General features: G+C 60.5%; 21 protein-coding genes. 12 read left to right on the top strand and 9 right to left on the bottom strand.

Annotation, left to right across the window (positions count from 1 at the left end):
• Positions 1-134 precede the first annotated feature (134 nt).
• A complete protein-coding gene (locus ACMGF9_RS10910; RefSeq protein WP_118891995.1) occupies positions 135-1040 on the bottom strand; it encodes an alpha/beta fold hydrolase in 906 nt (301 codons plus the stop codon).
• 184 nt (positions 1041-1224) lie between these two features.
• Between ACMGF9_RS10910 and asr the strand changes: the two genes are divergently transcribed.
• Positions 1225-1500, top strand: coding sequence for an acid resistance repetitive basic protein Asr (gene asr / locus ACMGF9_RS10905; RefSeq protein ID WP_004930450.1), 276 nt, complete (start codon positions 1225-1227; stop codon positions 1498-1500).
• A 294-nt stretch (positions 1501-1794) separates the two neighbouring features.
• Positions 1795-2607 (top strand): trypsin-like serine peptidase, encoded by an 813-nt coding sequence (locus ACMGF9_RS10900; RefSeq protein ID WP_015377990.1) that lies wholly within the window; start codon positions 1795-1797, stop codon positions 2605-2607.
• A gap of 38 nt (positions 2608-2645) precedes the next feature.
• Here the strand turns inward: ACMGF9_RS10900 and ACMGF9_RS10895 are convergent, their stop codons facing one another.
• Positions 2646-3422, bottom strand: coding sequence for an AraC family transcriptional regulator (locus tag ACMGF9_RS10895; protein ID WP_414160226.1), 777 nt, complete (start codon positions 3420-3422; stop codon positions 2646-2648).
• A gap of 100 nt (positions 3423-3522) precedes the next feature.
• On the opposite strand from ACMGF9_RS10895, the gene ACMGF9_RS10890 reads away from it, so the two are divergent.
• Positions 3523-4680, top strand: coding sequence for an MFS transporter (locus ACMGF9_RS10890; protein ID WP_118891994.1), 1158 nt, complete (start codon positions 3523-3525; stop codon positions 4678-4680).
• Here the strand turns inward: ACMGF9_RS10890 and hrpA are convergent.
• Positions 4658-8545 carry an ATP-dependent RNA helicase HrpA gene (gene hrpA, locus ACMGF9_RS10885; RefSeq protein ID WP_118911596.1) on the bottom strand — a complete coding sequence of 1296 codons (3888 nt, stop codon included), beginning with the start codon at positions 8543-8545 and terminating at the stop codon, positions 4658-4660. The two genes, ACMGF9_RS10890 and hrpA, sit on opposite strands and share 23 nt — an antisense overlap.
• A 269-nt stretch (positions 8546-8814) precedes the next feature.
• Here hrpA and azoR point away from each other — a divergent pair, with 269 nt between their 5' ends.
• Complete coding sequence (gene azoR / locus ACMGF9_RS10880) at positions 8815-9420, top strand: FMN-dependent NADH-azoreductase (RefSeq protein ID WP_015377994.1); 606 nt, start codon at positions 8815-8817, stop codon at positions 9418-9420.
• Between the two features lie 118 nt (positions 9421-9538).
• Here the strand turns inward: azoR and ACMGF9_RS10875 are convergent, their stop codons facing one another.
• Genes ACMGF9_RS10875 through ACMGF9_RS10865 form a run of 3 tightly spaced genes read right to left on the bottom strand, consistent with a single transcriptional unit; the run spans position 9539 to position 12677 of the window.
• Positions 9539-9862 (bottom strand): YdbL family protein, encoded by a 324-nt coding sequence (locus tag ACMGF9_RS10875; protein ID WP_015377995.1) that lies wholly within the window; start codon positions 9860-9862, stop codon positions 9539-9541.
• Between the two features lie 8 nt (positions 9863-9870).
• A complete protein-coding gene (locus tag ACMGF9_RS10870; RefSeq protein WP_004930472.1) occupies positions 9871-10068 on the bottom strand; it encodes a YnbE family lipoprotein in 198 nt (65 codons plus the stop codon).
• A complete protein-coding gene (locus ACMGF9_RS10865; protein WP_099982473.1) occupies positions 10065-12677 on the bottom strand; it encodes a YdbH family protein in 2613 nt (870 codons plus the stop codon). Before ACMGF9_RS10865 ends, ACMGF9_RS10870 begins: the two co-directional genes overlap by 4 nt.
• 467 nt (positions 12678-13144) lie before the next feature.
• Between ACMGF9_RS10865 and ACMGF9_RS10860 the strand changes: the two genes are divergently transcribed.
• Positions 13145-14137 carry a 2-hydroxyacid dehydrogenase gene (locus tag ACMGF9_RS10860; protein ID WP_015377997.1) on the top strand — a complete coding sequence of 331 codons (993 nt, stop codon included), beginning with the start codon at positions 13145-13147 and terminating at the stop codon, positions 14135-14137.
• A gap of 50 nt (positions 14138-14187) precedes the next feature.
• Complete coding sequence (hslJ, locus tag ACMGF9_RS10855; RefSeq protein ID WP_015377998.1) at positions 14188-14616, top strand: heat shock protein HslJ; 429 nt, start codon at positions 14188-14190, stop codon at positions 14614-14616.
• 24 nt (positions 14617-14640) lie between these two features.
• On the opposite strand, the gene ACMGF9_RS10850 is transcribed toward hslJ, so the two are convergent.
• Both ACMGF9_RS10850 and ssmE read right to left on the bottom strand, forming a co-directional pair.
• A complete protein-coding gene (locus ACMGF9_RS10850; RefSeq protein WP_015377999.1) occupies positions 14641-14895 on the bottom strand; it encodes a DUF333 domain-containing protein in 255 nt (84 codons plus the stop codon).
• A 476-nt stretch (positions 14896-15371) separates the two neighbouring features.
• Positions 15372-15704 (bottom strand): multidrug efflux SMR transporter SsmE, encoded by a 333-nt coding sequence (gene ssmE / locus ACMGF9_RS10845; protein ID WP_004930487.1) that lies wholly within the window; start codon positions 15702-15704, stop codon positions 15372-15374.
• A 238-nt stretch (positions 15705-15942) separates the two neighbouring features.
• On the opposite strand from ssmE, the gene nifJ reads away from it, so the two are divergent.
• The 3 genes from nifJ to ACMGF9_RS10830 all read left to right on the top strand — a co-directional run bounded on the left by nifJ (position 15943) and on the right by ACMGF9_RS10830 (position 21189).
• Positions 15943-19476 (top strand): pyruvate:ferredoxin (flavodoxin) oxidoreductase, encoded by a 3534-nt coding sequence (gene nifJ, locus ACMGF9_RS10840; protein WP_041922244.1) that lies wholly within the window; start codon positions 15943-15945, stop codon positions 19474-19476.
• A gap of 229 nt (positions 19477-19705) precedes the next feature.
• Positions 19706-20644, top strand: coding sequence for a tRNA 2-thiocytidine(32) synthetase TtcA (ttcA, locus tag ACMGF9_RS10835; RefSeq protein ID WP_004930494.1), 939 nt, complete (start codon positions 19706-19708; stop codon positions 20642-20644).
• 146 nt (positions 20645-20790) lie between these two features.
• The gene (locus tag ACMGF9_RS10830) at positions 20791-21189 is read left to right on the top strand and encodes a VOC family protein (RefSeq protein ID WP_075684402.1); all 399 of its coding nucleotides are present in this window, start codon (positions 20791-20793) and stop codon (positions 21187-21189) included.
• Between the two features lie 216 nt (positions 21190-21405).
• Here the strand turns inward: ACMGF9_RS10830 and zntB are convergent, their stop codons facing one another.
• Positions 21406-22389, bottom strand: a complete 984-nt coding sequence (gene zntB, locus ACMGF9_RS10825; protein WP_004930499.1) for a zinc transporter ZntB — start codon at positions 22387-22389, stop codon at positions 21406-21408.
• 154 nt (positions 22390-22543) lie between these two features.
• Here zntB and ACMGF9_RS10820 point away from each other — a divergent pair, with 154 nt between their 5' ends.
• The 3 genes from ACMGF9_RS10820 to ACMGF9_RS10810 all read left to right on the top strand — a co-directional run bounded on the left by ACMGF9_RS10820 (position 22544) and on the right by ACMGF9_RS10810 (position 24731).
• Complete coding sequence (locus tag ACMGF9_RS10820; RefSeq protein ID WP_076741190.1) at positions 22544-23245, top strand: hypothetical protein; 702 nt, start codon at positions 22544-22546, stop codon at positions 23243-23245.
• Positions 23197-24288 carry a hypothetical protein gene (locus ACMGF9_RS10815; protein ID WP_414160224.1) on the top strand — a complete coding sequence of 364 codons (1092 nt, stop codon included), beginning with the start codon at positions 23197-23199 and terminating at the stop codon, positions 24286-24288. The genes ACMGF9_RS10820 and ACMGF9_RS10815 overlap by 49 nt, the downstream gene beginning before the upstream one ends.
• 194 nt (positions 24289-24482) lie before the next feature.
• Positions 24483-24731, top strand: coding sequence for a hypothetical protein (locus ACMGF9_RS10810; RefSeq protein WP_015378004.1), 249 nt, complete (start codon positions 24483-24485; stop codon positions 24729-24731).
• Positions 24732-24737: the final 6 nt, after the last annotated feature.

Below are 24737 nucleotides of genomic sequence, written 5' to 3'. Positions count from 1 at the left end.
CCGCCTGCAAGACCGGATAATGCTTCATAACGCACGTTCTGTGCCGACATCGCCTTGGCTACAGAGTGGCGGGTGGCCACCCACCATTAGTATGTTGTAACTAAAATAGCAAAAAACGCCGGCATTCCGGCTTCTCATCCCAGTGCATGACGGGCGATCATCGCCGCCAGCTGCGACCTCAACGGCGCAGGCAGGTCATGCCCCATGCCCGGCATAATATGCAATTTGGCGTTGACGACCGCGCGGGCGATCGCCACTCCACCCGCCTTGCGTACCAGCCGATCGCGATCGCCGTGAATGACCAGCGTCGGCGCGGCTATGCGCCGGCTGTAGCGACGCAGATCGCCGCTGCCGAGCAACGCGGAAAGTTGCCGCTGCACGCCTTCGGGAGCCACGCCCCGCTTCAACAACCGATTCACCAATGCATCCAGCTCCGCCTCCTCCGGCGGATAAAACCGGGTACCGAGCGCGCGCAGGAAGGCCTTCATTCCCTCGTGGCGCTGCTGCAGCGTCAAATCGGCCGCCGGCCGGCGCACCAACAACCACAGCAGCGAAGGCGCCGGCGGTGGCAACAGCGGCTGATTGGTGCTGGAGAACAAGATGCATAACGAGGCGACGCGCTGCGGGTATTCCGCGGCCAGCACCTGGGCGATCATCCCCCCCATCGAAGCGCCCAGTACGTGAGCCTGCGGGATGCGTAAATGATCGAGCAGATGCGCCGCGTCCGTCGCCATGTCCGCCAGGGTATAAGGCACCGGCGTTTGCCAACCGAGCTGGGCGCGCAGCATCAGCAGCCACAACGGCTGCGTACGTTGCGCCTGCGTTTTGCCGGAAAGGCCGACGTCGCGGTTGTCATAACGGATCACTCGAAACCCCTGAGCCACCAGGGCGCGGCAGAAGTCGTCAGGCCACAGCAACAGCTGCGCGCCGATGCCCATGATGAGCAGCAGCGGCGGATGCGCCTCATCGCCCCAGTCCTCATAGGCCAGCGGCACCTCGCCCAGTTCGGTTACGCCACAACGAATCACTATCTCGTTCATTTTAAATCCCTTTTATCGTGCCTGGCGGTCATTATAGCAGCAATCCCCTCGCCGCCGTCGCCCTGTACATTAGGTTACATGCCGAAACCAATCACTCACGGAAAGCCGGGCGCCGTTTGCCTACTATCATTTCAACGGCCCCGCAGTGGGGTTGATACCCAAAAGTCATGTTGAGGATTCTACGATGAAAAAAGTATTAGCTCTGGTTGTTGCCGCTGCAATGGGTCTGTCTTCCGTGGCTTTCGCTGCCGAGGCTGCCACCACCGCACCTGCGGCTACCGCAACCACCGCCACCGCTGCGCCGGCTAAAGCTCAGGTGAAACACCACGGCAAGAAAGCGCCGGTACAGAAAGCGCAGGCGGCCAAGAAGCATCACAAAAAAGCCGTGAAGAAAGCCCCGGCGCAAAAAGCCCAGGCGGCTAAAAAGCACCACAAGAAAACCAGCCACAAAAAAGCGTAATGACGTGAGGGTCCCCTCACCGCTTCAGGCTTGACGTGTACGACACCCGGTTCGCCGGGTGTTTTTTCATCGGGGGGTTCTCATTGATGCTGCGCCGCTACCTGTTCGAGATCGTTCTGACCGCCCTGATCCTTTGCGGACTGATCGCCGTCTTTTTTTACCTGTAGCCTGCCGCGTTGCCGGCGGGAAATTATTGAAAAATCAATTATTGCCCATCCACATGGCTGCTAAATCAGTCTATAGTTAGCATTCAGTGTGTTTATGGATGATCCGTATTTGTCAGGCAAGAGATCTATGCGCATATCCGTTTTACTGTTGCTGTGCTCACTCCCGCTCATCGCTACTCAGGCGGCACGCGCCGACGGTCCGTCCAAGGCCGAGCAAACGCGTCTGTTTTTCGGCAAAGATGAACGAATCAAGGTCACGGATACCGCCGCCCAGCCGTGGCAAGCCATCGGCCAGGTCGAAACCGCCAGCGGCAATCTGTGTACCGCCACGCTGATCTCCCCGCACCTGGCGCTGACCGCCGGCCACTGCGTGCTGGCGCCGCCCGGGCAACTGGATAAAGCCATCGCTCTGCGCTTTGTGGCAGGCGATAAATCCTGGCAGTATCAAACCGGCAATATCGAGACCCTGGTCGACAGCAAGCTGGGCAAAAAGCTGAAGCCGGACGGCGATGGCTGGATCGTCCCGCCCGCTGCGGCCGCTTATGATTTTGCGCTGATCCGGCTGAAAGACAAAAAGCCGCTGCCGATCGCACCGTTGCCGCTGTGGCAAGGCGACAGCAAGGCGCTGACCCAGGCCCTGAAACAGGCCAAACGGCTGATCACTCAGGCGGGTTACCCGGAGGATCATCTGGATGACCTCTACAGCCACCAAAACTGCAAGGTCACCGGCTGGGCCCAGCAAGGCGTACTGTCGCACCAGTGTGATACCCTGCCCGGCGACAGCGGCTCACCGCTGCTGTTGAAAACCGCCGACGGCTGGCAGCTGATCGCCATCCAAAGCTCGGCGCCGGCGGCGAAAGATCGCTATCGCGCCGATAACCGCGCCCTGGCGGTGCCCGGCATCCGCGAAGCGCTGGACGCCCTGGCGGCGGGCAACTGACCCTCTCACAACGGCGCATTATGCGCCGTTGTGCTTTTTCAGCCCCCTTGCATATAGCGCCGCGGTGTGGTGCTGGTGAACTGGCGGAAAAAAGCGATAAACGCGCTGTCGCTGGAAAATCCCAACCGCTGTGCCACCGCGCTGACCGACGGCAACGACGCCAGCAGTTCGATCGCGCGCATCAGCCGCCACTGCTGGCACCACTGCTGATAGCTCAGGCCGGTTTCCCGCTGAAACAGCCGCGTCAGCGTTTTGGCGTGCAGATGCAAACGCTGCGCCAACGCCGCCAACGCCGGCAACTCGTCGCTCTCCGGCAGCGTCGCCAGCCAGGCGGCAAGACGCTTATCCTGCGGCAGCCGCAACTGGGTATTCTCGCGCTGCGCCTCGCCCAACTCATTGATCAGCACCGCCAGCAAATCGCGCGCCTGGGGCTGCGCCAACGCATAGTCCAGCGGCCAGTGCGCGATGCGCTCAACGATCGCCGCCAACAGCGGGTTTACCGCCAGCACCGCTGCCTGTGGCGGCATGGCGGCCGTCAGCGCCGGATCGAAATACAGCGAGCGATACGCGACGCGGCCACGCAACTGCACCCGATGCGCAATGCCGCCCGGTATCCAGACGCTGCGCGTCGGCGGCAGAATCAGCCACTGCTGCGCCAACGTGACCGTCATGCATCCCTGCGGCGCATACAGCAGCTGCGAACGCTGATGCCAATGCAGCCCGGAGTCGTGCTCCACCAGTTCCGCCGCGATGCCGAGAGCCGGTGCCGGCAGCCGATCCGGGTCGAACGGGTGATGCTGTTGAATCAGCGCCATCAGATTGTCCTATACCTGTTGTTTTTTGTCCTAATGATTGTAATCGAACAAAATGCGACTCCCTATACTGACGCCTTAACATTTAGGGAGACCCTGCATCATGCAACGCTTATCTTTACCGCTGCTCGTCACCGCCATCATGACGCCGCAGATCCTGGAAACGCTGTACAGCCCGGTGCTCACCGCCATCCGCAGCGATTTCGGCATCAGCGCCGCGCAGGCCGGGCAGACGTTATCCATCTATTTCTTCGCCTTCGCCCTCGGCGTCGCCTTTTGGGGAGCCTTCTGCGATCGGTTCGGCCGCCGTCCGGCGATGCTGGCCGGCCTGGCGCTCTATCTGGTCGGCGCCGGCCTCGCCCTGCTGAGCGGCAGTTTCACGCTGTTGCTGGCCGCCCGTGCGCTGATCGCCTTCGGCGCCGCGGTCGGCTCAATCGTCACGCAAACCATGCTGCGTGATGTCTATCAAGGCCCGGCGCTGGGGCGCATGTTCGCGCTGGTCGGCATCGCGCTCTCCATCAGCCCGCTGCTGGGAATGTTTGCCGGCGGCGCGCTGGTCGCCTGGGGCGGCAGCGCGGCGATTTTCACCGCGCAGGCGGCCTGGGCGCTGGTGCTGCTGCTGTGGAGTTACGGCACATTGCCGGAAACGCGGCCGCGGCAAACCGCAACGGCCGCCGCGCCGGGCATTACCCTGGCGACGATGTTGCGCGATCGTCACATCTGGTGTTCGGCGCTGCTGGTCGCCAGCTTCAATATTATGGTGTTCAGCTACTTCAGCCTGGCGCCGTTCATGTTCGAAAGGCTGGGGTTGAACAGCCAACAGTTTGGCTACTCGGGTGTGATGCTGGCGCTCGGCAGCCTGGCGGGGGCGCTGTTGAACCGCCACCTGCTGGCGCGCAGCATCAGCGCCAAACGTCAGATCCTGCTGGGCGGTTTGCTGGCGGTGGCTAGCGGTATGGCCTTGTTCGGGTGGCAACACAGCCTGTGGATGCTGCTTCCCTGTGCGCTGGTGATGCTGGCGTTCGGGTTGGCTATCCCGAATGTGCTGAGCCAGGCGCTGAGCCGCTACCGGCAGCAACTCGGCACCGCCGGCGCGTTATTCGGGTTGCTGTACTATCTGTTGATCGGCCTGGGGCTGACGATTGCGGCGCGCGGGCAGGATTTGGCCGCCACGCTGCTGCTGTGCGGCCTGTTGAGCCTGTGGTGCGCCGGCCGCTTGCCGGCCGGTGCGCCCGAGCTTAACCCGAAAACTGCTCGATAGTTTGCAAAATGCGCTTGTCGGAGATCGGGTAAGGCGTGCCCAATTGCTGCGCGAACAGGCTGACGCGCAGCTCTTCGATCATCCAGCGCACCGCCTTCACCTCTTCCTCCTGCTGTCGCTTCGGCGGCAGCTTGTTCAGCCACTGCTGCCACGCCTGCTGTACCTGCTCCACCCGCAGCATCTGCGCGCGATCCCGATGCGGATCGATAGCCAGTTTTTCCAACCGCCGCTCGATCGCCTGCAGGTAGCGCAGCGTGTCCGGCAGGCGTTTCCATCCGTTGCCGGTGACAAAACCGCGGTAGACCAGGCCGCTGAGCTGGGTCTTGATATCCGACAGCGCCAGCGCCAACGACATGTCCACCCGCCCCTTCAGCCGTTTGTTGATGTTGAAGACCGCCGTCAGGATCTGCTCAACCTGTTTGGCCACCTCGACCACCGTGTCGTTCAACTCGGCGCGGATCTGCTCCTGCAGGCGCGCAAAGCCTTCCTCTTGCCAGACCGGGCCGCCGTGTTCGGCGATCAGCTTGTCGATGCCGCACGAAATGCAGTCGTCGATCAGCTCCAGCACCTTGCCGTACGGGTTGAAATAGAGCCCCAGTTTGGCCTTGTTCGGCAGCTTTTCATGCAGATATTTGATCGGCGAAGGAATATTCAGCAACAGCAGGCGGCGTGTGCCCTGCCACATCGCCTGTTGCTGCTCGATTTCGCTGTCGAACAAGCGGATCGCCACGCTGTCCTTTTCATCTACCAGCGCCGGGTAAGCCTTCATCGAATAGCCGCCGCGCTTCTGCTCGTAAAAGGCAGGCAGTTGACCAAAGCTCCAGACATGCAGATTGCTCTGCTCCAGCCCATCGTCGGCCACCGCCGACAGCGTCTCCTGCACCTTCTCTTTCAGCTGCAGGCGCAACGCGGCCAGGTCTTTGCCTTCGCGCAGCGTCTGATTTTTCTCGCCCACCACGCGGAAAGTCATCTTCAGGTGATCGGGCACCTGATCCCACTGCCAATCATCACGTGACACGGTCACGCCAGTCATGCGCCGCAGTTCACGCTCCAGCGCGTCCAGCAGCGGCAATTCCAGCGCCGTTACGCGGCCGAGGAACGCTTCGGCGTAGTTCGGCGCCGGCACAAAGTTGCGACGCACCGGTTTCGGCAGCGACTTGATCAGCGCGATCACCAGCTCACGGCGAATACCGGGGATCTGCCACTCGAAGCCCTGCTCCTCCACCTGATTGAGGATCGGCAGCGGGATGTGCACCGTCACGCCGTCGGCGTCGGTGCCCGGTTCAAACTGGTAGCTCAGCCGCAGCTTGAGATTGCCCTGATGCCAGAAGTTCGGGTAGTCCAGCGCGCTGATCTTGTTGGCGCCGTCTTTGATCAGCATCTCTTTTTCGAAGTTCAGCAGATCCGGCTGCTGCTTGGCGGCATTCTTCCACCAGCTGTCGAAATGACGGCCGGAAACCACGTCGTTGGGGATGCGGCGATCGTAGAAGCCGAACAGCGTTTCGTCGTCCACCAGAATGTCGCGGCGGCGCGATTTATGCTCCAGCTCTTCCACTTCGGCGCGCAGCTTCTGGTTGTCGCGGAAGAAGGCGTGGCGCGTCTGCCAGTCCCCCTCCACCAGCGCATGGCGAATAAACAGCTCACGGCACAGCAATGGATCGATGGCGCCGTAATTGACCTGGCGCGCCGCGACGATCGGCAAACCGAACAGCGTGACCTTTTCACTGGCCATCACCGCCCCTTGCGACTTCGACCAGTGCGGCTCGCTGTAGCTGTGTTTCACCAGATGCTGAGCCAGCGGCTCGATCCATTCCGGTTCGATGCGCGCGGCGATGCGCCCCCACAGGCGGCTGGTTTCCACCAGTTCGGCCACCATGGTCCACTTCGGCGGCTTCTTGAACAGGCCGGAGCCGGGGAAGATTGAGAAGCGGGCATTGCGCGCGCCGGTGTATTCCTGCTTGTCCGCATCCTTCTGGCCAATGTGCGACAACAAGCCGGTCAACAGCGCGGTGTGCACGCTGCGGTAGTCGGAAGGCGTGCTGTTGATCGGCAGCCCCAGCTCTTTCACCACCTGGCGCAGCTGGGTATAGATATCCTGCCACTCGCGCACCCGCAGGTAGTTGAGGAAATCGTTGCGGCACAGCCGGCGGAACTGGCTGGAAGAGTTCGCCTTTTGCTGCTCCTGCAGATAATCCCACAGGTTGACGAACGCCAGGAAATCGGAGTCTTTGTCGGCGAAGCGGCGGTGTTTTTCGTCCGAGGCCTGCTGCTTGTCCATCGGGCGCTCACGCGGATCCTGAATCGACAGCGCGGCGGTGATGATCATCACCTCGCGCACGCTGCCGCTCTTCTGCGCTTCCAGCACCATGCGCGCCAGACGCGGGTCAATCGGCAACTGCGCCAGCTGCCGGCCTTGCGGCGTCAGCTGATAGTGGCCGTTGTCGGCGGTGGCGATCGCCCCCAGCTCTTCCAGCAGGCGCACGCCATCCTGAATGTTGCGTTTATCCGGCGCTTCGACGAACGGAAACGCGGCGATGTCGCCCAGCCCCAGCGAGGTCATCTGCAGAATGACCGACGCCAGGTTGGTGCGCAGAATTTCCGGATCGGTAAACGCCGGCCGCGACAGGAAGTCCTGTTCGGAATACAAGCGAATGCACACCCCTTCCGATACGCGGCCGCAACGCCCTTTACGCTGGTTGGCGGAAGCCTGCGACACCGGCTCGATCGGCAGGCGCTGCACCTTGGTGCGGAAGCTGTAGCGGCTGATGCGCGCGGTGCCCGGATCGATGACATACTTGATGCCCGGCACCGTCAGCGAGGTTTCCGCCACGTTGGTGGCCAGCACGATGCGGCGACCGTGGTGCGACTGGAACACCCGGTTCTGCTCGCTGTTCGACAGGCGCGCATACAGCGGCAGCACTTCAGTGTGCGGCAAATTGAGGCGGTTCAGAGCGTCGGCGGTGTCGCGGATCTCGCGCTCGCCGCTCATGAAGATCAGAATGTCGCCCGGCCCTTCGCGCCCAAGCTCGTCCACCGCATCGAAAATCGCCTGCAGCTGGTCGCGGTCGGTGTCGTCGCCGTCGTCGACCACCGGGCGGTAACGCACCTCCACCGGGTAAGTGCGGCCGGAAACCTCGATGATCGGCGCATTGTTGAAATGGCGCGAGAAGCGCTGCGGATCGATGGTCGCCGAGGTGATGATCACCTTGAGATCCGGGCGCTTAGGCAACAGTTCGCGCAGGTAGCCGAGAATAAAGTCGATGTTGAGGCTGCGCTCGTGCGCTTCATCGATGATCAGCGTATCGTACTGCATCAGCAGGCGATCCTGCTGAATTTCCGCCAGCAAGATGCCGTCGGTCATCAGCTTGACCAGGGTGTTTTCCCCGACCTGATCGTTGAAGCGCACCTTGTAACCGACGCTGCCGCCGAGCGGGGTTTCCAGCTCGTCGGCGATGCGGTTGGCGACGGTGCGCGCCGCCAGGCGGCGCGGCTGGGTGTGGCCGATCAGCCCTTTCACCCCACGCCCCAGCTCCAGACAGATCTTCGGCAACTGGGTGGTTTTCCCCGAACCGGTCTCCCCGGCGACGATCACCACCTGGTGATCGCGGACAGCGTTTAAAATGTCCTGCTTTTTCTGACTGACCGGCAGGCTTTCCGGATAGGTAATGCGCGGGCAAGACGCGGCGCGCGCCAGCACTTTTTGCCGCGCCGCCGCGATGTCGCTTTCCACTTCGGCGGCAACCGCCAGCTGGGCATCGGGATTTTTGATTTTTCGTGCGCCCTGCAGGCGACGACGTAGGCGTTGTTGATCGCGGAGCATCAGCTCGCCCAGTTGGGCCGGCAGTGCCTCGAGCGGAGATTTCACGTTCGGTGTTCCTTGTTTCTTCGCCGCCAAGACCAGGCTTAGCAACGGTTTAATGTTTTTTTAGCGATTTTTTTGCTTTAGCCGCACAGCCTATCACAAACGGCTTTTTCGCCCTACTTCCGCGAGCAAAACCTCGGCATGTCATTCAATAAAATCGAACGAAGATCTCGAAATATTGCGCTATCACTGTTGGAGGAATGTGAATAGCATGTACTTCATGCAAGGGACGCTGAGTCCTGATGTCACTGTCACAACGTAAGGAATTATCGATGAGCAACGTATTGGTTCTGAAATCAAGCATCCTGGCGACCTACTCTCAGTCTAACCAACTGGCCGATTTCTTCGTAGAGCAATGGAGCAACGCCCACAGCGGCGACACCATCACCGTACGCGATCTGGCCGCACAGCCAATCCCGGTGCTGGACGGCGAACTGGTTGGCGCGCTGCGTCCTTCCGATGCGCCGTTGACCCCGCGTCAACAAGAAGCGCTGGCGCTGTCGGACGAGCTGATCGCCGAGCTGCAGGCCAATGACGTCATCGTGATTGCCGCACCGATGTACAACTTCAACATCCCGACCCAGCTGAAAAACTATTTCGATCTGGTGGCCCGCGCCGGCGTGACCTTCCGCTACACCGAAAACGGTCCGGAAGGCCTGGTGAAAAACAAACGCGCCGTGATCCTGACCAGCCGCGGCGGCATCCATAAAGGCACCCCAACCGACCTGGTAGAACCTTACCTGCGTCTGTTCCTGGGCTTCATCGGCATTACCGACGTGGAGTTCGTCTTCGCGGAAGGCATCGCCTACGGCCCGGAAGTGGCCACCAAAGCCCAGGAAGACGCCAAAGCGGCCCTGTCTCAGGTGGTTGCTGCCTAAGACCCTGCGCAGGGGCGCCGTGCCCCTGCCGGACAAAAGGCAAGTCCTGTCAAACCTGCACTACCCTCATAATAATCATCTATCCGTATCATTTAGCGCGCCAGACGGCGCGCTTTTTTTATTTCTTCAACCATTGTCCGTTGATGCCGCGCACATACTCGCCGCTCTGCGCACGCGTCACCAGCTTCTGCCCCGCCATGCGCGCCACTTCGTCGACGGCGATATGGTTGCCGTCCGCCACTTCCTGATACTTCTCGGCGCGGCCAGCGTTGATGCGCTTCACCAGCGCCAGCGTTTCCGCATCCTGTTTCACCGGCGCAATATAGCCGCTCAGGGTTTCGCCCACCCGCCCTTGCTGCTTCGCCTCATCCAGCGTCAGCGCCATCGCCACGCTGCTGAACAGCCAGGCGGCGCCGGCCAGCCACACATAACGTTTTTTCATGTCGGCTCCTAGAACAGACCGCTTTGGGTTTTCAGCAGGTTTTCGACGTCCTTATCCACCTTGATATGAATCTCATGCTCGATCTTGACGTTCATATTGATGGTGATCGGATCCTTCGGCGTCGCCACCTCGATGCGCGGCACGCAGCCGCTCAGCAGCGAAACGCACAGCACCGCTGCCAGCGCCGACACACTCATGATTTTCATTGTTGCTCCCCAGGTTGTGAGAGGGCCTGCTCCAGCCACTCCTGTAAATTGTCGCCGAAGCGCAAACTGCGCCACAGCTGAAACACGTTTTCCTGATGGCGATAGTTCAGGATCACCTCGCGCTTGGCGCTTTTCTGCGGATTGATGCCGTCGATGCGCGCGCTCAGCGTCAGCTCGCCCAGGTTGTCGAGATCGACCCGGGCGTGCGAACGGTTGATTTCCATGTAGCGCAGCCAGTCGATCGCCGCGCCGGTCGCCAGGTTATTGCTGCCGATGGCGTCGGCCATGTCTTTGTCCAGCCGCAGCGTCAGGGTGCCGGCGTTGGCGATCCAGCCGTTTTGCACCAGCCATTTCGGGTGATTCAGGAACAGCGGCAGTTCGCCGTCGACCCGGCCGGACATGGCGAACTGCTTCGGTTTCAGGGCGGTGAACAACGCGCTGAGATCGACCTTGTCCAGCTTCAGCACCGCGGCGTCATGCTGCGGCAACCGCAGCGCCGACAGGCTGATATGCCCGTTGAGCATGTCCACGCCGACGTTGCTCAACGTCAGCGGCTGCCTTTCGCTATAAGGATAGGTGCCCTGCAGATCGGCGGAAATATTCTGCATCTCGAACAGGTTGGTGAAAGACTTGATGCGCAGCGACACCGGCTGTTTGGCCCCCAATTGCCACTGATGCTGCTTGAACCGGTACGACAGGATAAAATCCAGGCCGCTCATCTCGCCGTCCTTCAGCCACATGCCGCCGTTTTTCACCACCCAGTGGCCACCGGCCTCGAACCCCTGTTCGCGAGCGGCGGAAAACGCCGACTGCGCGTAAAACTCGCCGTCGCGCAGCGTGAGATTGAGATCCGGCGCCAGCAGCGGTTGGAACACCTTCAGCGACTGTTTCGGCCACCAGGCTTCGCCGCGCAGACGTTCGCCGTCCCAACGGCCGCGCAGCGCGATCGGCCCAATCTGTTGCGCCTGCAGTTTGCCCTGCAGCTGGAAACTGTCCGGCGAACGGCCGTTCACCTGCAGCGCCAGCACCGGCGCCGGCAGATAGCCGCCGTCGCTGAAGCTGACCTTATCCGCCGCCAGCTGCAACTCGCCGTTGAACTGCGGACTTTGTTCATCACGCCGCCAGCGCAGCGGCTGATTGAGGCTCAGGCGCGGCGCGGCGACCGTCACCAGACCGTACTTCAACTTATCGAAGCCGGTGGAGAGTTTATCGAGCACCAACTCACTGTCGCGCCAACGGCCGCTGCCGGCGACGTCCCAGGCGGCCTGCAGCGGCGGCAAGCGGCCATTGCCCCAGTAACGCCATTGCCAGTTGCCCTTGTCCGGCCAGAAATCCTGTGCCTGGCCGTCCAGGTGCAGCTTGAAGCGGCCCCAGTAACTGTCGCTGGCGCTCAAAATCGCCTGCAGGCGGCCGGTGATGCCGGCGGCGGTCACCTTCACGCCCGCCAGCGGTAAACGCGCCTCTTCCAGCGTCATTTCCGGCGTCACCTTGCCCCACAGGCGCAGCAGCGAACCGGGCTGCAGCACCAGCGTCGGGTTGAGAATGCTGCCGCCGATCACACCCGGGATCGACGCGGTAGTGGAAAAGTCGGCCAGATTGGCCTGGCCGGTCAGTTGGAAGCGCAGATCGCTGTCGGTCAACCCCACCTTGCCCGGCCCGAGGGTGAGCACCGCATTGCCCTTGCCGTTGTGACCCGCAGTGATCACGTTCAGCCGCGCGCTGATCTCCGTTTCATCCAGCCCTTTGCTCCAATCGTGCAGCGCGATGCTGAGCCCGCCGTTCAACGGCTGCTCGCTGTACGGCCAACGCCACTCGCCCTGCTTGATGCTGACCCGCTGCGGCGAGACTTCCCACGGCAACACCGCCAGCGGGCGATCGTCGCCTTTCTCGCTCACCGTCAATACGCCCTGCTGCTGTTGCCAGCGCATGTCCAGCAATACCGGTTTTTCCAGATAGGCGGTCTGCATTTCCCCCTGCAACGCGCCCTGCGTCGGCAGGCTGGCCAGATCCAACGGGATGGTTATCTTGCCGGCGAGGTGCAGCGGTTGTGCGCTGTTGGGCGGAACCACGGTCAGGTTCTGCAACGTCAGCTGTTGTTTTTCATCCAGCTGCGCCTCGGCGCTGAGATTCGGGCCCCGATAATGCAGACGTTGCCCGTCGGGGCCAGAGGAGAGCTGCAGCTTGCCGGCATAGCGCTGCCAGGGAATGAGCGTCAGGTCATTAATGGTGAGATCCAGCGGCGGCAGCTGTTGCTGCAGCTGATCGAGCGCCAGCGGCGCACTGTTGGCGTCGCCGCTCGGCAGTTTTGACAAACAGGCGCTATCGATGCTGACCTTATCGCTCGACAGCTGCCAGCGGCCCTGGCGGTAAGCCAGCCGCGTCGGCCCGACGTTGGCCAACAGGCAATCTTGCGCAGTGAAACGCGCCCCCGCCAACGCCAGGCCGCCCTGGCGCCAGTGCAATTTGCCCTGCAATTCCAGGCGGCTCCCCACCGGCAACCAATGCGATAACACCCCCGGCAGCCAGCGCGGCAAGGTTTGCCACAACGCCAGCACCAGGATTGCGCAGCCCGCCACCGTCCCTATGAATACTTTCAATCGCCTGGTCATTAAATGATTGCTTCGTTCCTGAGTTAGGCATTGGTTAAGTCTATGCCTGAATTGACAATAATGATGGCACGAATTTGACATAGGGTGAAGCCGAGCGGGCTCGCAGAAGCGATTTGCACCTTTTTGGCGCAAACGTGTGCGGGGTTGTAGATTTTCGTTACATATACATCACATAAACAGGACAGTTTTCAGACTTTTGTTATTGTTGTTACCGTTGATGATTAATAGTCTTGCAACCATTCTAATAAAAGTTTAGCTGCTAGCTAACTGTGTACTAGAGAAGCCATTCCCCACACCCCCGTGGGGATTTTTTTGCCGCCTGTCGCCACCGTCGTCTTCCCTCCATCGTATCCAGCCCCACCGCAGCCTTGCAGCAGCGATTTCGGCCATGTCGGAACGGGCTAACCAATTGTCGAATTTACTAAAATCTGTTAAATTGATCACAAAATCACGGTGGAGAAACCACGATGAAATTGGCGATATACAGTACCAAACAGTATGACCGTAAATACCTCGAACTGGTGAATCAGCAGTTTGGCTATGAGCTGGAATTCTTCGACTTTTTACTCAGTAAAAAAACCGCCAAAACGGCCGCCGGTTGCAAGGCGGTGTGCATCTTCGTCAACGACGACGGCAGCCGTGAAGTGCTCGAAGAACTGGCGGCACTGGGCGTCGAAATTCTCGCCCTGCGCTGCGCCGGTTTTAATAACGTCGATCTGGACGCCGCCAAAGAACTGGGCATCAAGGTGGTGCGCGTGCCGGCCTACTCGCCGGAGGCCGTGGCAGAACACGCGGTCGGCATGATGATGTGCCTGAACCGCCGTATTCACCGCGCTTATCAGCGTACCCGCGACGCCAACTTCTCGCTGGAAGGGCTGATCGGTTTTAACATGCACAATCGCACCGCCGGCGTGATCGGCACCGGTAAAATCGGCGTGGCGACGATGCGCATTCTGAAAGGCTTCGGCATGAAACTGCTGGCCTACGATCCGTTCCCGAGCGAACAGGCGCTGGAACTGGGCGCGGAGTATGTCGATCTGAAGACGCTGTACGCGCAATCCGACGTGATCACCCTGCACTGCCCGCTGACGCCGGAGAACCACCACCTGCTGAATGCCGACGCCTTCGCGATGATGAAAAACGGCGTAATGGTGATCAACACCAGCCGCGGCGCGCTGATCGATTCCACCGCCGCCATCGATGCGCTGAAGCAGCAAAAAATCGGCGCCCTTGGGATGGACGTCTACGAGAACGAACGCGATCTGTTCTTTGAGGACAAGTCTAACGATGTGATTCAGGACGACGTGTTCCGCCGCCTGTCGGCCTGCCACAACGTGCTGTTTACCGGCCATCAGGCTTTCCTGACCGAAGAGGCGCTGACCAGCATTTCGCAAACCACGCTGCAGAACATCAGCCAGTTGGATCGCGGCGAAACCTGCCCGAACCAGTTGAACGCCTGAGCGTAACCTCGGGGCGCCCTTGCGGCGCCCTGTTTATTTGAGAGAACGCGATGAGAAAAACCACGGTAGCCGCCCTTGCGGCGCTGGCCTTAGCGGGGTGCAGCATGAAACCACACACGGCCGTCACGCCAGGCGATCTGTTGCATCACAACTTCGTGTTGCAAAGCGTGGATGGCGAAACGGCAAAATCACCGGCGGGCGGCGGCCTGCTCAATCTGGAGTTCGGCGAGAACCTGCATGTCTCCGGCACGATGTGCAACCGCTTTTTCGGCCAGGGGCAATTACGCGACGGCGTGCTGACGGTGAAATCGCTGGCCACCACGCGCAAGCTGTGCCCTGATGAGCAGCGCAACCGCTGGGATCGGGTGATTGGCACCGTGCTGGAAAACGGCGCCGAAGTGACGCTAAACGCACAGCAGCTGACGCTCACCGGCAGCGGCCACACGCTTATTTATACCCTGCGCGATTGGGTGTATTGATCCTGCAGGCCAGGCGCCGTGGGCTTACCCGGCGCAGCTGCCCAGGCCCAGCGTGCGTTCCTCACACTGCTTGCCGTTCGGCATCTGGCACATGCGCAGCGCTTCACCGTTCAAGTTGTGCGCGATGGTGGTGACGCCGCCGACCGCCGCGCAACCGGCGCTGGTCTGCAACGTATTGATTCTGGCACTGTTGCCCTGCTGTACTGGCTCTTCGTTATTGCTGCTGCAGGCGGCTAAAAGCAGCACGGCGCTGGCAAGCAGCCATTTTGATGTCGTCATTATCCCACTCCTGAACCCGGAACTGCGCTGTGTAAAATCGCCATTGCTGATAACGCGCGTCACTTGGCGGACACGTTTCGCTATCTTTGATGCAAACTTGTTTAATCTAGCTCGATATATAAATAATGAAAATATATTCCAGCCATTATTTGTCGTTTTTTGCGCCGGCCGAACATTTATTTTGTTTGCAGAATATTTCCGTGACGGCGCCACGCGCTGTCAGGCGCTGGCCGCACGCAAAAAAGTGATAACGTCACCGCGGCCATCGAGGAAGTTTTTCCCGCGACAGCGGTATTAATTATCTTCGTGTGCTTTCATTGCAGCGGCGCATTTTTTGCTACCGGAGAGAACGATATTTGTGTCTATGCTGGCGGCGCTAAGTAATTAGCATTCCACTATTTTCAGTGAATGATGACTGAATTCTTCAACCGGCGCGACTTGCTGTCACGCCGGCTTTTTTTACATCAAAATAACACTCAGTGCACCGAGGCTTTCGACAGTAAATTAATCACCAGCACGCCGGCAATAATTAATCCCATGCCAACGATCGCCGGCCAATCCAATTTTTGCTGATAAACGAACACCGCGGCGACCGACACCAGCACAATCCCCATGCCCGACCAAATCGCATACACGATGCCCAGCGGCATGCTCTTGACCACCATCGACAGCCCCCAAAACGCCACGCCGTAACCCAGCACCACCAGCAGCGACGGCCACAGGCGGGTAAAGCCCTCAGAGGCTTTCAACATGGTGGTGGCGATCACTTCCGCGACTATCGCCATCGTCAAATACATAAATGCGCTCATGGTTTTCTTCTGTCAATTTGCCGATGCGCAATTATGACGCGCCGGAAATAAATTGTCTTTAAACGGTGAAAACAATTTATTGCCGCCAGCCCCTAATCGGCGAGGAAATATGCCTTTGACGATTTATCACCCGCCACACAAACGCGATAAAGCCGCGTTCGCCCCCTCTGTTAGACTTTTTTCCATTACTGCGAAAGTGCGCTTTCGCGGCTTTGTGAGCAATGAAAAGGTAACGCTGATGATAACTACAGATGGTAATAATGCAGTCGCTTCCGTGGCCTATCGCACCAACGAAGTGATTGCCATCTACCCTATCACGCCAAGCTCCACCATGGCGGAGCAGGCGGACGCCTGGTCCGGCGATGGCCGGCAAAACATCTGGGGCGATATTCCGCGGGTGGTGGAAATGCAGTCGGAAGGCGGCGCGATCGCCACCGTGCACGGCGCCTTGCAAACCGGCGCGCTGTCGACCTCGTTCACTTCATCGCAGGGTCTGCTGCTGATGATCCCCACGCTGTACAAACTGGCCGGCGAGCTGACGCCGTTCGTGCTGCACGTCGCCGCGCGCACCGTGGCCACGCACGCGCTGTCCATCTTCGGCGACCATTCAGACGTGATGGCGGTGCGCCAAACCGGCTGCGCCATGCTGTGTGCCGGCAACGTGCAGGAGGCGCAGGACTTCGCGCTGATCTCGCAGACCGCCACCCTCAACGCGCGCGTGCCGTTTATCCATTTCTTCGATGGTTTCCGCACCTCGCACGAGATCAACAAGATTGTGCCTCTCAGCGACGATACGCTGCGGCAGATGCTGCCGCAGGCGGCGATCGACGCTCACCGCAGCCGGGCGCTGTCGCCGGATCATCCGGTGGTGCGCGGCACCTCCGCCAACCCGGACACCTATTTCCAGTCGCGCGAAGCCACCAACCCGTGGTATGACGCCACCGGCCAACACGTGATCGACGCCATGGAAGCCTTCGCCGCCCTCACCGGCCGCCGCTATCGGCCGTTCGACTATTACGGCCACCCGCAGGCCGAACGCGTGGTGGTGGTGATGGGTTCGGCCGCCGGCACCTGCGAAGAAGTGATCGACACCCTGCTGACCCGCGGCGAGAAAGTCGGCGTGCTGAAGGTGCGGCTGTTCCGGCCGTTCTCCGCCCAGCATCTGCTCGGCGCGCTGCCGGACAGCGTGCGCAGCGTCGCGGTGCTCGATCGCACCAAAGAGCCGGGCGCGCTGGCCGAGCCGCTGTATCTGGACGTGATGACCGCGCTGGCGGAAGCCTACAGCCGGGGGGAGCGCGCCACGCTGCCGCGGGTGATCGGCGGCCGCTACGGCCTGTCGTCGAAAGAGTTCGGCCCGGACTGCGCGCTGGCGGTGTTCCGCGAGCTGGCCCTGCCGCAGCCGCGACCGCGCTTTACCGTCGGCATCTTCGATGACGTCACCGGGCTTTCGCTGCCGTTGAGCGACGAAATCCTGCCGCAGCGCGCCTCGCTGGAAGCGCTGTTCTACGGTTTGGGCAGCGACGGCTCGGTCTCTGCCACCAAGAACAACATCAAAATCATCGGCAACGCCACGCCGCTGTATGCCCAGGGTTATTTCGTCTATGACTCCAAAAAGGCCGGGGGCCTGACGGTGTCGCACCTGCGCGTCAGCGAGCAGCCGATCAATTCGGCCTACCTGGTCAGCCACGCGGACTTCGTCGGCTGCCACCAGCTGCAGTTTATCGATAAGTACCAGATGGTCGAACGCCTGAAGCCCGGCGGCACCTTCCTGCTCAATACCCCTTACGGCGCCGATGAGGTCTGGTCGCGCTTGCCGCAGGAGGTTCAGGCGCTGTTGCACCAACGCCAGGCGCGTTTCTATATCATCAACGCCGCCAAGCTGGCGCGTGAATGCCGGCTCGGCGCGCGCATCAACACCGTAATGCAGATGGCGTTCTTCCACCTGACGCAGATCCTGCCGAGCGACGTGGCGCTGCAACAGCTGCAGGACGCCATCGCGCGCAGCTACAGCAGCAAGGGCCAGGAGATCGTCGAGCGCAACTGGCAGGCGTTGGGCGCCACCCGCGCCGCGCTGACCGAGATCCCGCTGCAGCCGGTCGACGCCAGCAGCCCGATGCGCCCGCCGGTGGTGTCGGACGCCGCGCCGGACTTCGTCAAAACCGTTACCGCCGCGATGCTGGCCGGGCTGGGCGATGCGCTGCCGGTTTCCGCCTTCCCGCCGGACGGCACCTGGCCGGTGGGCACCACCCAGTGGGAAAAGCGCAACATCGCCGAAGCGATCCCGATCTGGCAGCCCGACCTGTGCACCCAGTGCAACCACTGCGTCGCCGCCTGCCCGCACTCCGCCATTCGCGCCAAGGTGGTGCAGCCGGCGGAGATGGAACACGCCCCCGCCTCTCTGCAGTCGCTGGATGTCAAAGCGCGCGATATGCGCGGGCAGAAATACGTGCTGCAGGTAGCGCCGGAAGATTGCACCGGCTGTAACCTGTGCGTCGAGGTCTGCCCGGCGAAAGATCGCCAGAACCCGGAAATCAAGGCCATCAATATGGCGTCGCGCCTCGATAATCTGACGGCGGAGAAAGACAACTACGACTTCTTCCTGCAGCTGCCGGAAATCGATCCGGCGCAGCTGGAACGCATCGACATTCGCACCTCGCAGCTGATCACGCCGCTGTTCGAGTACTCCGGCGCCTGCTCAGGCTGCGGCGAAACGCCGTACATCAAGCTGTTGACCCAGCTCTATGGTGACCGCTTGCTGATCGCCAACGCCACCGGCTGTTCGTCGATCTACGGCGGCAACCTGCCGACCACGCCGTACACCACCAACGCCGAAGGGCGCGGGCCGGCGTGGGCCAACTCGCTGTTCGAAGACAACGCCGAATTCGGCCTGGGCTTCCGCCTGACGGTCGATCAACATCGCGCGCGAGTGCTGCGTCTGCTGAACGCACTGGCGCCGCAGCTGCCGGAGCAATTGGTCAACGCCCTGCAGATGGAAGACGTGGCGCCGGAGCCGCGCCGCAAGCAGATCGCCGAACTGCGCACGCTGTTGGCGAGTTTCGAAGGCGAAGATGCGCGCCAGCTGGCGGCGGACGCCGACTACCTGGTGGATAAATCGATCTGGCTGATCGGCGGTGACGGCTGGGCCTACGACATCGGCTTCGGCGGTTTGGATCACGTGCTCAGCCTGACGGAGAACGTCAACGTGCTGGTGCTCGACACCCAGTGCTACTCCAACACCGGCGGCCAGCAGTCGAAAGCCACGCCGCTGGGCGCGGTGACCAAGTTCGGCGAGCACGGCAAGCGCAAGGCGCGCAAGGATCTGGGCGTCAGTATGATGATGTACGGCCATGTCTACGTCGCGCAGATTTCGCTGGGGGCGCAGCTCAACCAGACGGTGAAAGCGATTCAGGAGGCCGAAGCCTATCCGGGCCCGTCGCTGATCATCGCCTACAGCCCGTGCGAAGAGCACGGCTACGATCTGGCGCTCAGCCACGATCAGATGAAACAGCTGACCGCCACCGGCTTCTGGCCGCTGTACCGCTTCGATCCGCGCCGCAGCGCCGAGGGCAAGGCCGCATTGGCGCTGGATTCGCGCCCGCCGAACAGCAGCCTGGCTGAAACACTGCTGAACGAGCAGCGTTTCCGTCGCCTGAACGCGCAGCAGCCGGAGGTGGCCAGCACGCTGTATCAGGCCGCCGAGAAAGAGCTGAAGGAGAAGTACGATTTCCTCAGCCTGCTGGCCGGCAAGGCGGAAAAGTCCGCCGCTGAGTAACCTCCCTCAGGGCGCGAGCGATTCGCGCCCTGTTCTTTTACCGCCGACGTAAATCGCAGCAACAAAACCTGCTGGCATTCCGGCGCGCAATCCGTACCATACAGGCCTCGCGTCGGGTGCGTGGCGGCTGGATGATGAATAATGATCAAAATCGGCCGGTTGAATGGTAAACTCGCGGTCTATAACGCCATGCCCCTAGTGCCCCCCATTGAGAATGAGCACGATTTAAATGTCAGAAAAGCAATCCGTTAGCCAAAAAGAGCAGTACAACCTGAACAAATTGCAAAAGCGCCTGCGCCGCAACGTGGGCGAAGCGATCGCCGATTTCAATATGATTGAAGAAGGCGACCGCATCATGGTCTGTCTGTCCGGCGGCAAAGACAGCTACACCATGCTGGAGATCCTGCGCAATCTGCAGCAAAGCGCGCCGGTCAACTTCTCGCTGGTGGCGGTGAACCTCGATCAGAAACAGCCCGGCTTCCCGGAGCACATTCTGCCCGCCTATCTGGAAAGCCTGGGGGTGGAGTACAAGATCGTCGAAGAAAACACCTACAGCATCGTTAAAGACAAGATCCCGGAAGGGAAAACCACGTGTTCGCTGTGTTCGCGCCTGCGCCGCGGCATTCTGTACCGCACCGCCACCGAACTGGGCGCCACCAAGATCGCTCTGGGCCACCACCGCGACGACATTCTGCAGACGCTGTTCCTCAACATGTTCTACGGCGGCAAGATGAAAGGCATGCCGCCCAAGCTGATGAGCGACGACGGCAAACACGTGGTCATCCGCCCGCTGGCCTATTGCCGCGAGAAAGACATCGAGCGTTTCTCGATCGCCAAAGCGTTCCCGATCATTCCATGCAATCTGTGTGGCTCGCAGCCTAATCTGCAGCGCCAGGTGATCGGCGACATGCTGCGCGACTGGGACAAGCGTTACCCAGGCCGGTTGGAAACCATGTTCAGCGCCATGCAGAACGTGGTCCCTTCGCACCTGAGCGATATCAACCTGTTCGATTTCAAAGGCATTCACCACGGCAGCGCGGTGGTGGACGGCGGCGATTTGGCCTTCGATCGCGAAGACATCCCGATGCAGCCGGTCGGCTGGCAGCCGGAAGACTCGGACGACGCGGCGCCTGCGCCAGAGCGTTTGAACGTGCTGGAAATCAAATAAGCCCCCTCGCCGCTTGCCATCCTGCGAGCGGCGACATTTCTCTTTCCCGACGATCTCGATCCTGTTCACAGTTTGCGCAAAATTTGCTGGGCAGTGCCGTTTTTACCCTATACTGTTTATTTATACAGTCATATGGAGATCGCGCAATGAACATCACCCCCTGCCTGTCCCACGTCTCGCTGGGCTCCAACGATTTCGAGGCCGCCGCCGCCTTTTACGATCGTGCGCTGGCCGCTTTGGGTTGCCGACGCGTGCTGGAGCATCCCGGCGCCATTGGCTACGGCCGCGACTACCCGGAGTTTTGGCTGCAGGTGCCGATCGACGGCCAGCCGGCCTCGCCCGGCAATGGCACGCACGTCGGTTTTTTCGCTACCAGTAAGCAACAGGTGGATGAATTCCATCGCCAGGCGCTGCTGGCCGGCGCCGTCGATGAAGGCGCGCCCGGTTCGCGGCCGCATTACGGCGAGGCTTACTACGGCTGCTTTGTCCGTGATTTGGATGGGCACAAGATTGAAGCCAGCTTCTGGGATGAAAGCGCGGCCTGAAGAAGAAGGAAATCGAATAAAAAAATGCCGGTGATTAAACCGGCATTGTACGAATCAAATGTGCTATGCAGTAATTCAAAATAAGAAAGTAAGACAATTATGGAGCGCAACGCCCATCGCTTGACGTTGCATTCACCTGCGAGAGAGATCATGCCCCATTTCCCCCGGCTAAATGTTGATTTTGCTCAATGTTAACCGGGTTTTCGTCATTTTTGCCTACAGCCAGCGGCTGCGCTTCAGCCACCAAGCGACGCCAAGCACCAATCCGACCAGCATCAGGCAAAATGCCGCGAAACCGAAAGGATTACCGCCGCCCGGAATACCGCCAAGGTTGACCCCGAACAACCCGGTCAGGAAAGTGGTGGGCAGAAATACCATCGCCAACAATGACATGGTGTAAGTGCGGCGGTTCATCGCGTCGGCCATCACCGTGGTGATTTCGTCGGACAAGATGGCGGTGCGCGCGATGCTGCCGTCCAGATCGTCCAATCCCCGTCCCAGGCGATCGGCGATATCCTGCATGCGCCGACGATCGTCATCGCTCATCCACGGCAGGCGGTCGCTGGCCAGCCGCGCGAAGACGTCGCGCTGCGGCGCCATGTAACGGCGCAGCACGATAAGCTGTTTACGGATCAGCGCCAGCTGGCCACGCTCCGGCACCTGCTGTTCCAGCAAGGCGTCCTCCAGATCGATAATCTTGTCGTGCAGATCCTCAATGAATTCGCTGGTGTGATCGGTCAACGCATCGGAAATCTCCACCAGCCAGCTGCCGCTGTTGGTCGGCCCGGCGCCGCTTTGCAAATCATTCACCACCTGATCGATGGAATACACCTTGCGGTGCCGCGTGGAGATAATCAGTTTATCGGTGATGTACACGCGAATGGTGACCAACTGGTCCGGCCGTGAGTTGGCGTTAAAGTTGATGCTGCGCAGCGTGATCATGGTGCCTTCGCCCTGGCGGCTGACGCGCGGCCGTGAGCTTTCGCCGGAGAGCGCTTCGCGCACCGAGTCCGGCAGCAGCGGCGTGGTGCTCAGCCATTCGGCGCTGGCCGGGTGCGCGTAATCAAGATGCAGCCAGCAAGGCGCGTCGCAGGTGATCTTGTCATCCCGCTCGATCGGCGTGACGCCCCCCTTGCCATCCAGCTGGTAGGCGTAAACCGCATCGGCGACCTGCAGCTCGCTCCCCTCAATCACATCCATTCATTTATCCCCTCAGTCTTGCTTATGTTGCTGAGTCTAGCGTTAACGCTTTGGAGATCAAAGGCCAAGCTGTAACGCCAGTTTTCTCGTTGTCCCATAAACGTGATCTATACTTCTGCCGCAAGGAACGAACGGAGAACCGCAGGAGATCGCCATGCTAAAAACTTTTCTGGACATCGTCGTACCCACCGTAGGCGCCTTTGGCGCGATGTTTTTCGCCCTCGTCAAAACGCCCTTCCGCATTCGGCGGGAAAACCACGATAAGCTGCTAAACCTGCTCGAATCCGTCGAGAAGCCCCAAAGCGCCCCCATACGCCTGTTGCGCTTTCGCGACTATATCGGCAACAGCAGCGCCAGCCTCACTGCGCTGCAGCTGCTGTTGGCGTTACCGGACAGCGTAGCGGCGCTGGAACGCTATCGCTTCACCGGTGGCCGTCAGCAAATCTTGCGCGCCACGCCCGCTGGCTTCGTGTTGCGGCCAAGCGCTAATAACGCTTTCAAACGTTTCCTGCTTTCCTGCCGCTATTTTTTGCTGTATTTGGTGTTCGTTACGCTGCTGGTGCTGTTCCCCGCTTTGACTCAATGGGGGCTGCAGCAGTTTGGGGTATTGATTACGCCCCATTCACTCCGCTATCTGCCTAATGCACGCATCACCGACGGCTGGCAGCTGCTGTTCCCCGGCCTATTATTTATTATGATTATGTTCAGCCTGGCATTCCTGACCTTCAGGCAGCTGGCACGCGCGGGTAACCTCAGTTCGGAACGCGCCTTTTATCGCTACTATCAACGCGCGCGTGAGGAACAACGATGCCGGGAAGTCCTGAGACAAATGCGCACGGTGCTGCGCCGAACCTGACGAGGCTGCGCCGTCTGCGCGGCATCGCCATGGCCACCCTGCTGCTGTTCGGCCAATCGGTTCGCGCAGAGCCGGTGTTAGAACGTCTCGCCACGCCCTACCACGCGCCGACGGCGGCGGGTTCCCTGCCTTATTTTGTCGCTCGCGCTCGATCCCCCCAGCCGCGTACCGCGCTGGTGGTGATGCACGGGCATCCACGCGACGCCGCCAAGACATTGCAAGCGGCGATCGATGCCGCGCAGGGAGCGGGAGACAACAGTTTGCTGGTCGCCCCGCTGTTCCAGGTTCCGGTGAAACTCGCCGTCCACTGCCATTCCGCCGGTCTGCCACGGCCGCAAGACGGTGACGCTCTCTGGCGCTGCGGCTCGTGGATCGCAGGCGGTTTGGATAATGGCGGGAAAACCGGCTCGTTCAACGCCATGGATAACCTGCTGGCCGATCTGAAACGGCGTTGGCCTTCGCTGCAGTCGATCACCGTGGCTGGTTTTTCCGCCGGCGCCCAATTCGTGCAGCATTATGTCGGCTTTGCTCATCCGCCGAGCGGAGTGCGTATGCGCTATGTGGTGGCCGATCCGGGCAGCTGGCTCTATTTTGACAACCTGCGCCCTCTGCCCACAAGCTGGGGAAGCTGCGGCAGTGAAACAACCTGCCGCTTCCGCTGGCAAACGCTGGACGACGGCCGCTGCCCGCAGGCCAATCGTTGGAAATACGGTCTGGAAACGTTTCCCGCTCACCTGCAGCGCACCGCCGACGCAGCCCGCCGGCGCTATGCGGCGGCCGATATCACCTATCTGGCCGCCGCCGATGATACCGGCACCGCGCCGGGCGCCTACTATCGGATACTCGACAAATCCTGCGCCGCCCAGCTGCAGGGTCCCTATCGGCTGCAGCGCGCCCTGGCCTATGCCGACTATGACCGACGTTATCTGGCGCCGGATAAGCCGCATCGGTTAACGATCGTACCCGGCTGTGGGCACAACGTCGCCTGCGTCTTTCCGGCTCCGGCGGCCAGGCACACGCTGTTTCCCATTAATGCAGACTAATAATAACGGCAATGAAATAAACCCTTGCCGATAAATCAGACAATATCACCGATAAAGCGCTGGTAATGCCGTTATTATTATGACTTAACATATTGCTATCAATTTTAATTCAAAATGATAATAATAAATCAACACAAAGCTGTTTCAGCGCAAATTTTAGGGGCATATACTTTTCTCACTACGAGGAGGTAGTTATGTTACGCGACCATTTAAAAATAAGCGCCAGCGATACGCTGGAAAAAATCAGCAATATTCATTTGCAAAACCAGGGCCAGGAAGAGATCAGTGAGTTCGTGGTGAAAAACGCCGCCGGCCTGCAGATTGGCAAGGTCTCCGTCCACGATCGTTTCAGTACCCGCCGTTCTTATCCCACCAGCTACCGCATTACTCAGACCGATATGAGCGGCCGCGTAGTGGTGGACGCCATGCGGGACTGTCTGTAAGCGTAA

Source organism: Serratia sp. BNK-23 (assembly GCF_047456145.1).
GTDB classification, from domain to species: Bacteria; Pseudomonadota; Gammaproteobacteria; order Enterobacterales; family Enterobacteriaceae; genus Serratia; species Serratia nematodiphila.
The sequence above is the reverse complement of the archived record's forward strand: the minus strand, read 5'-3'. Positions and strand labels throughout refer to the sequence as shown.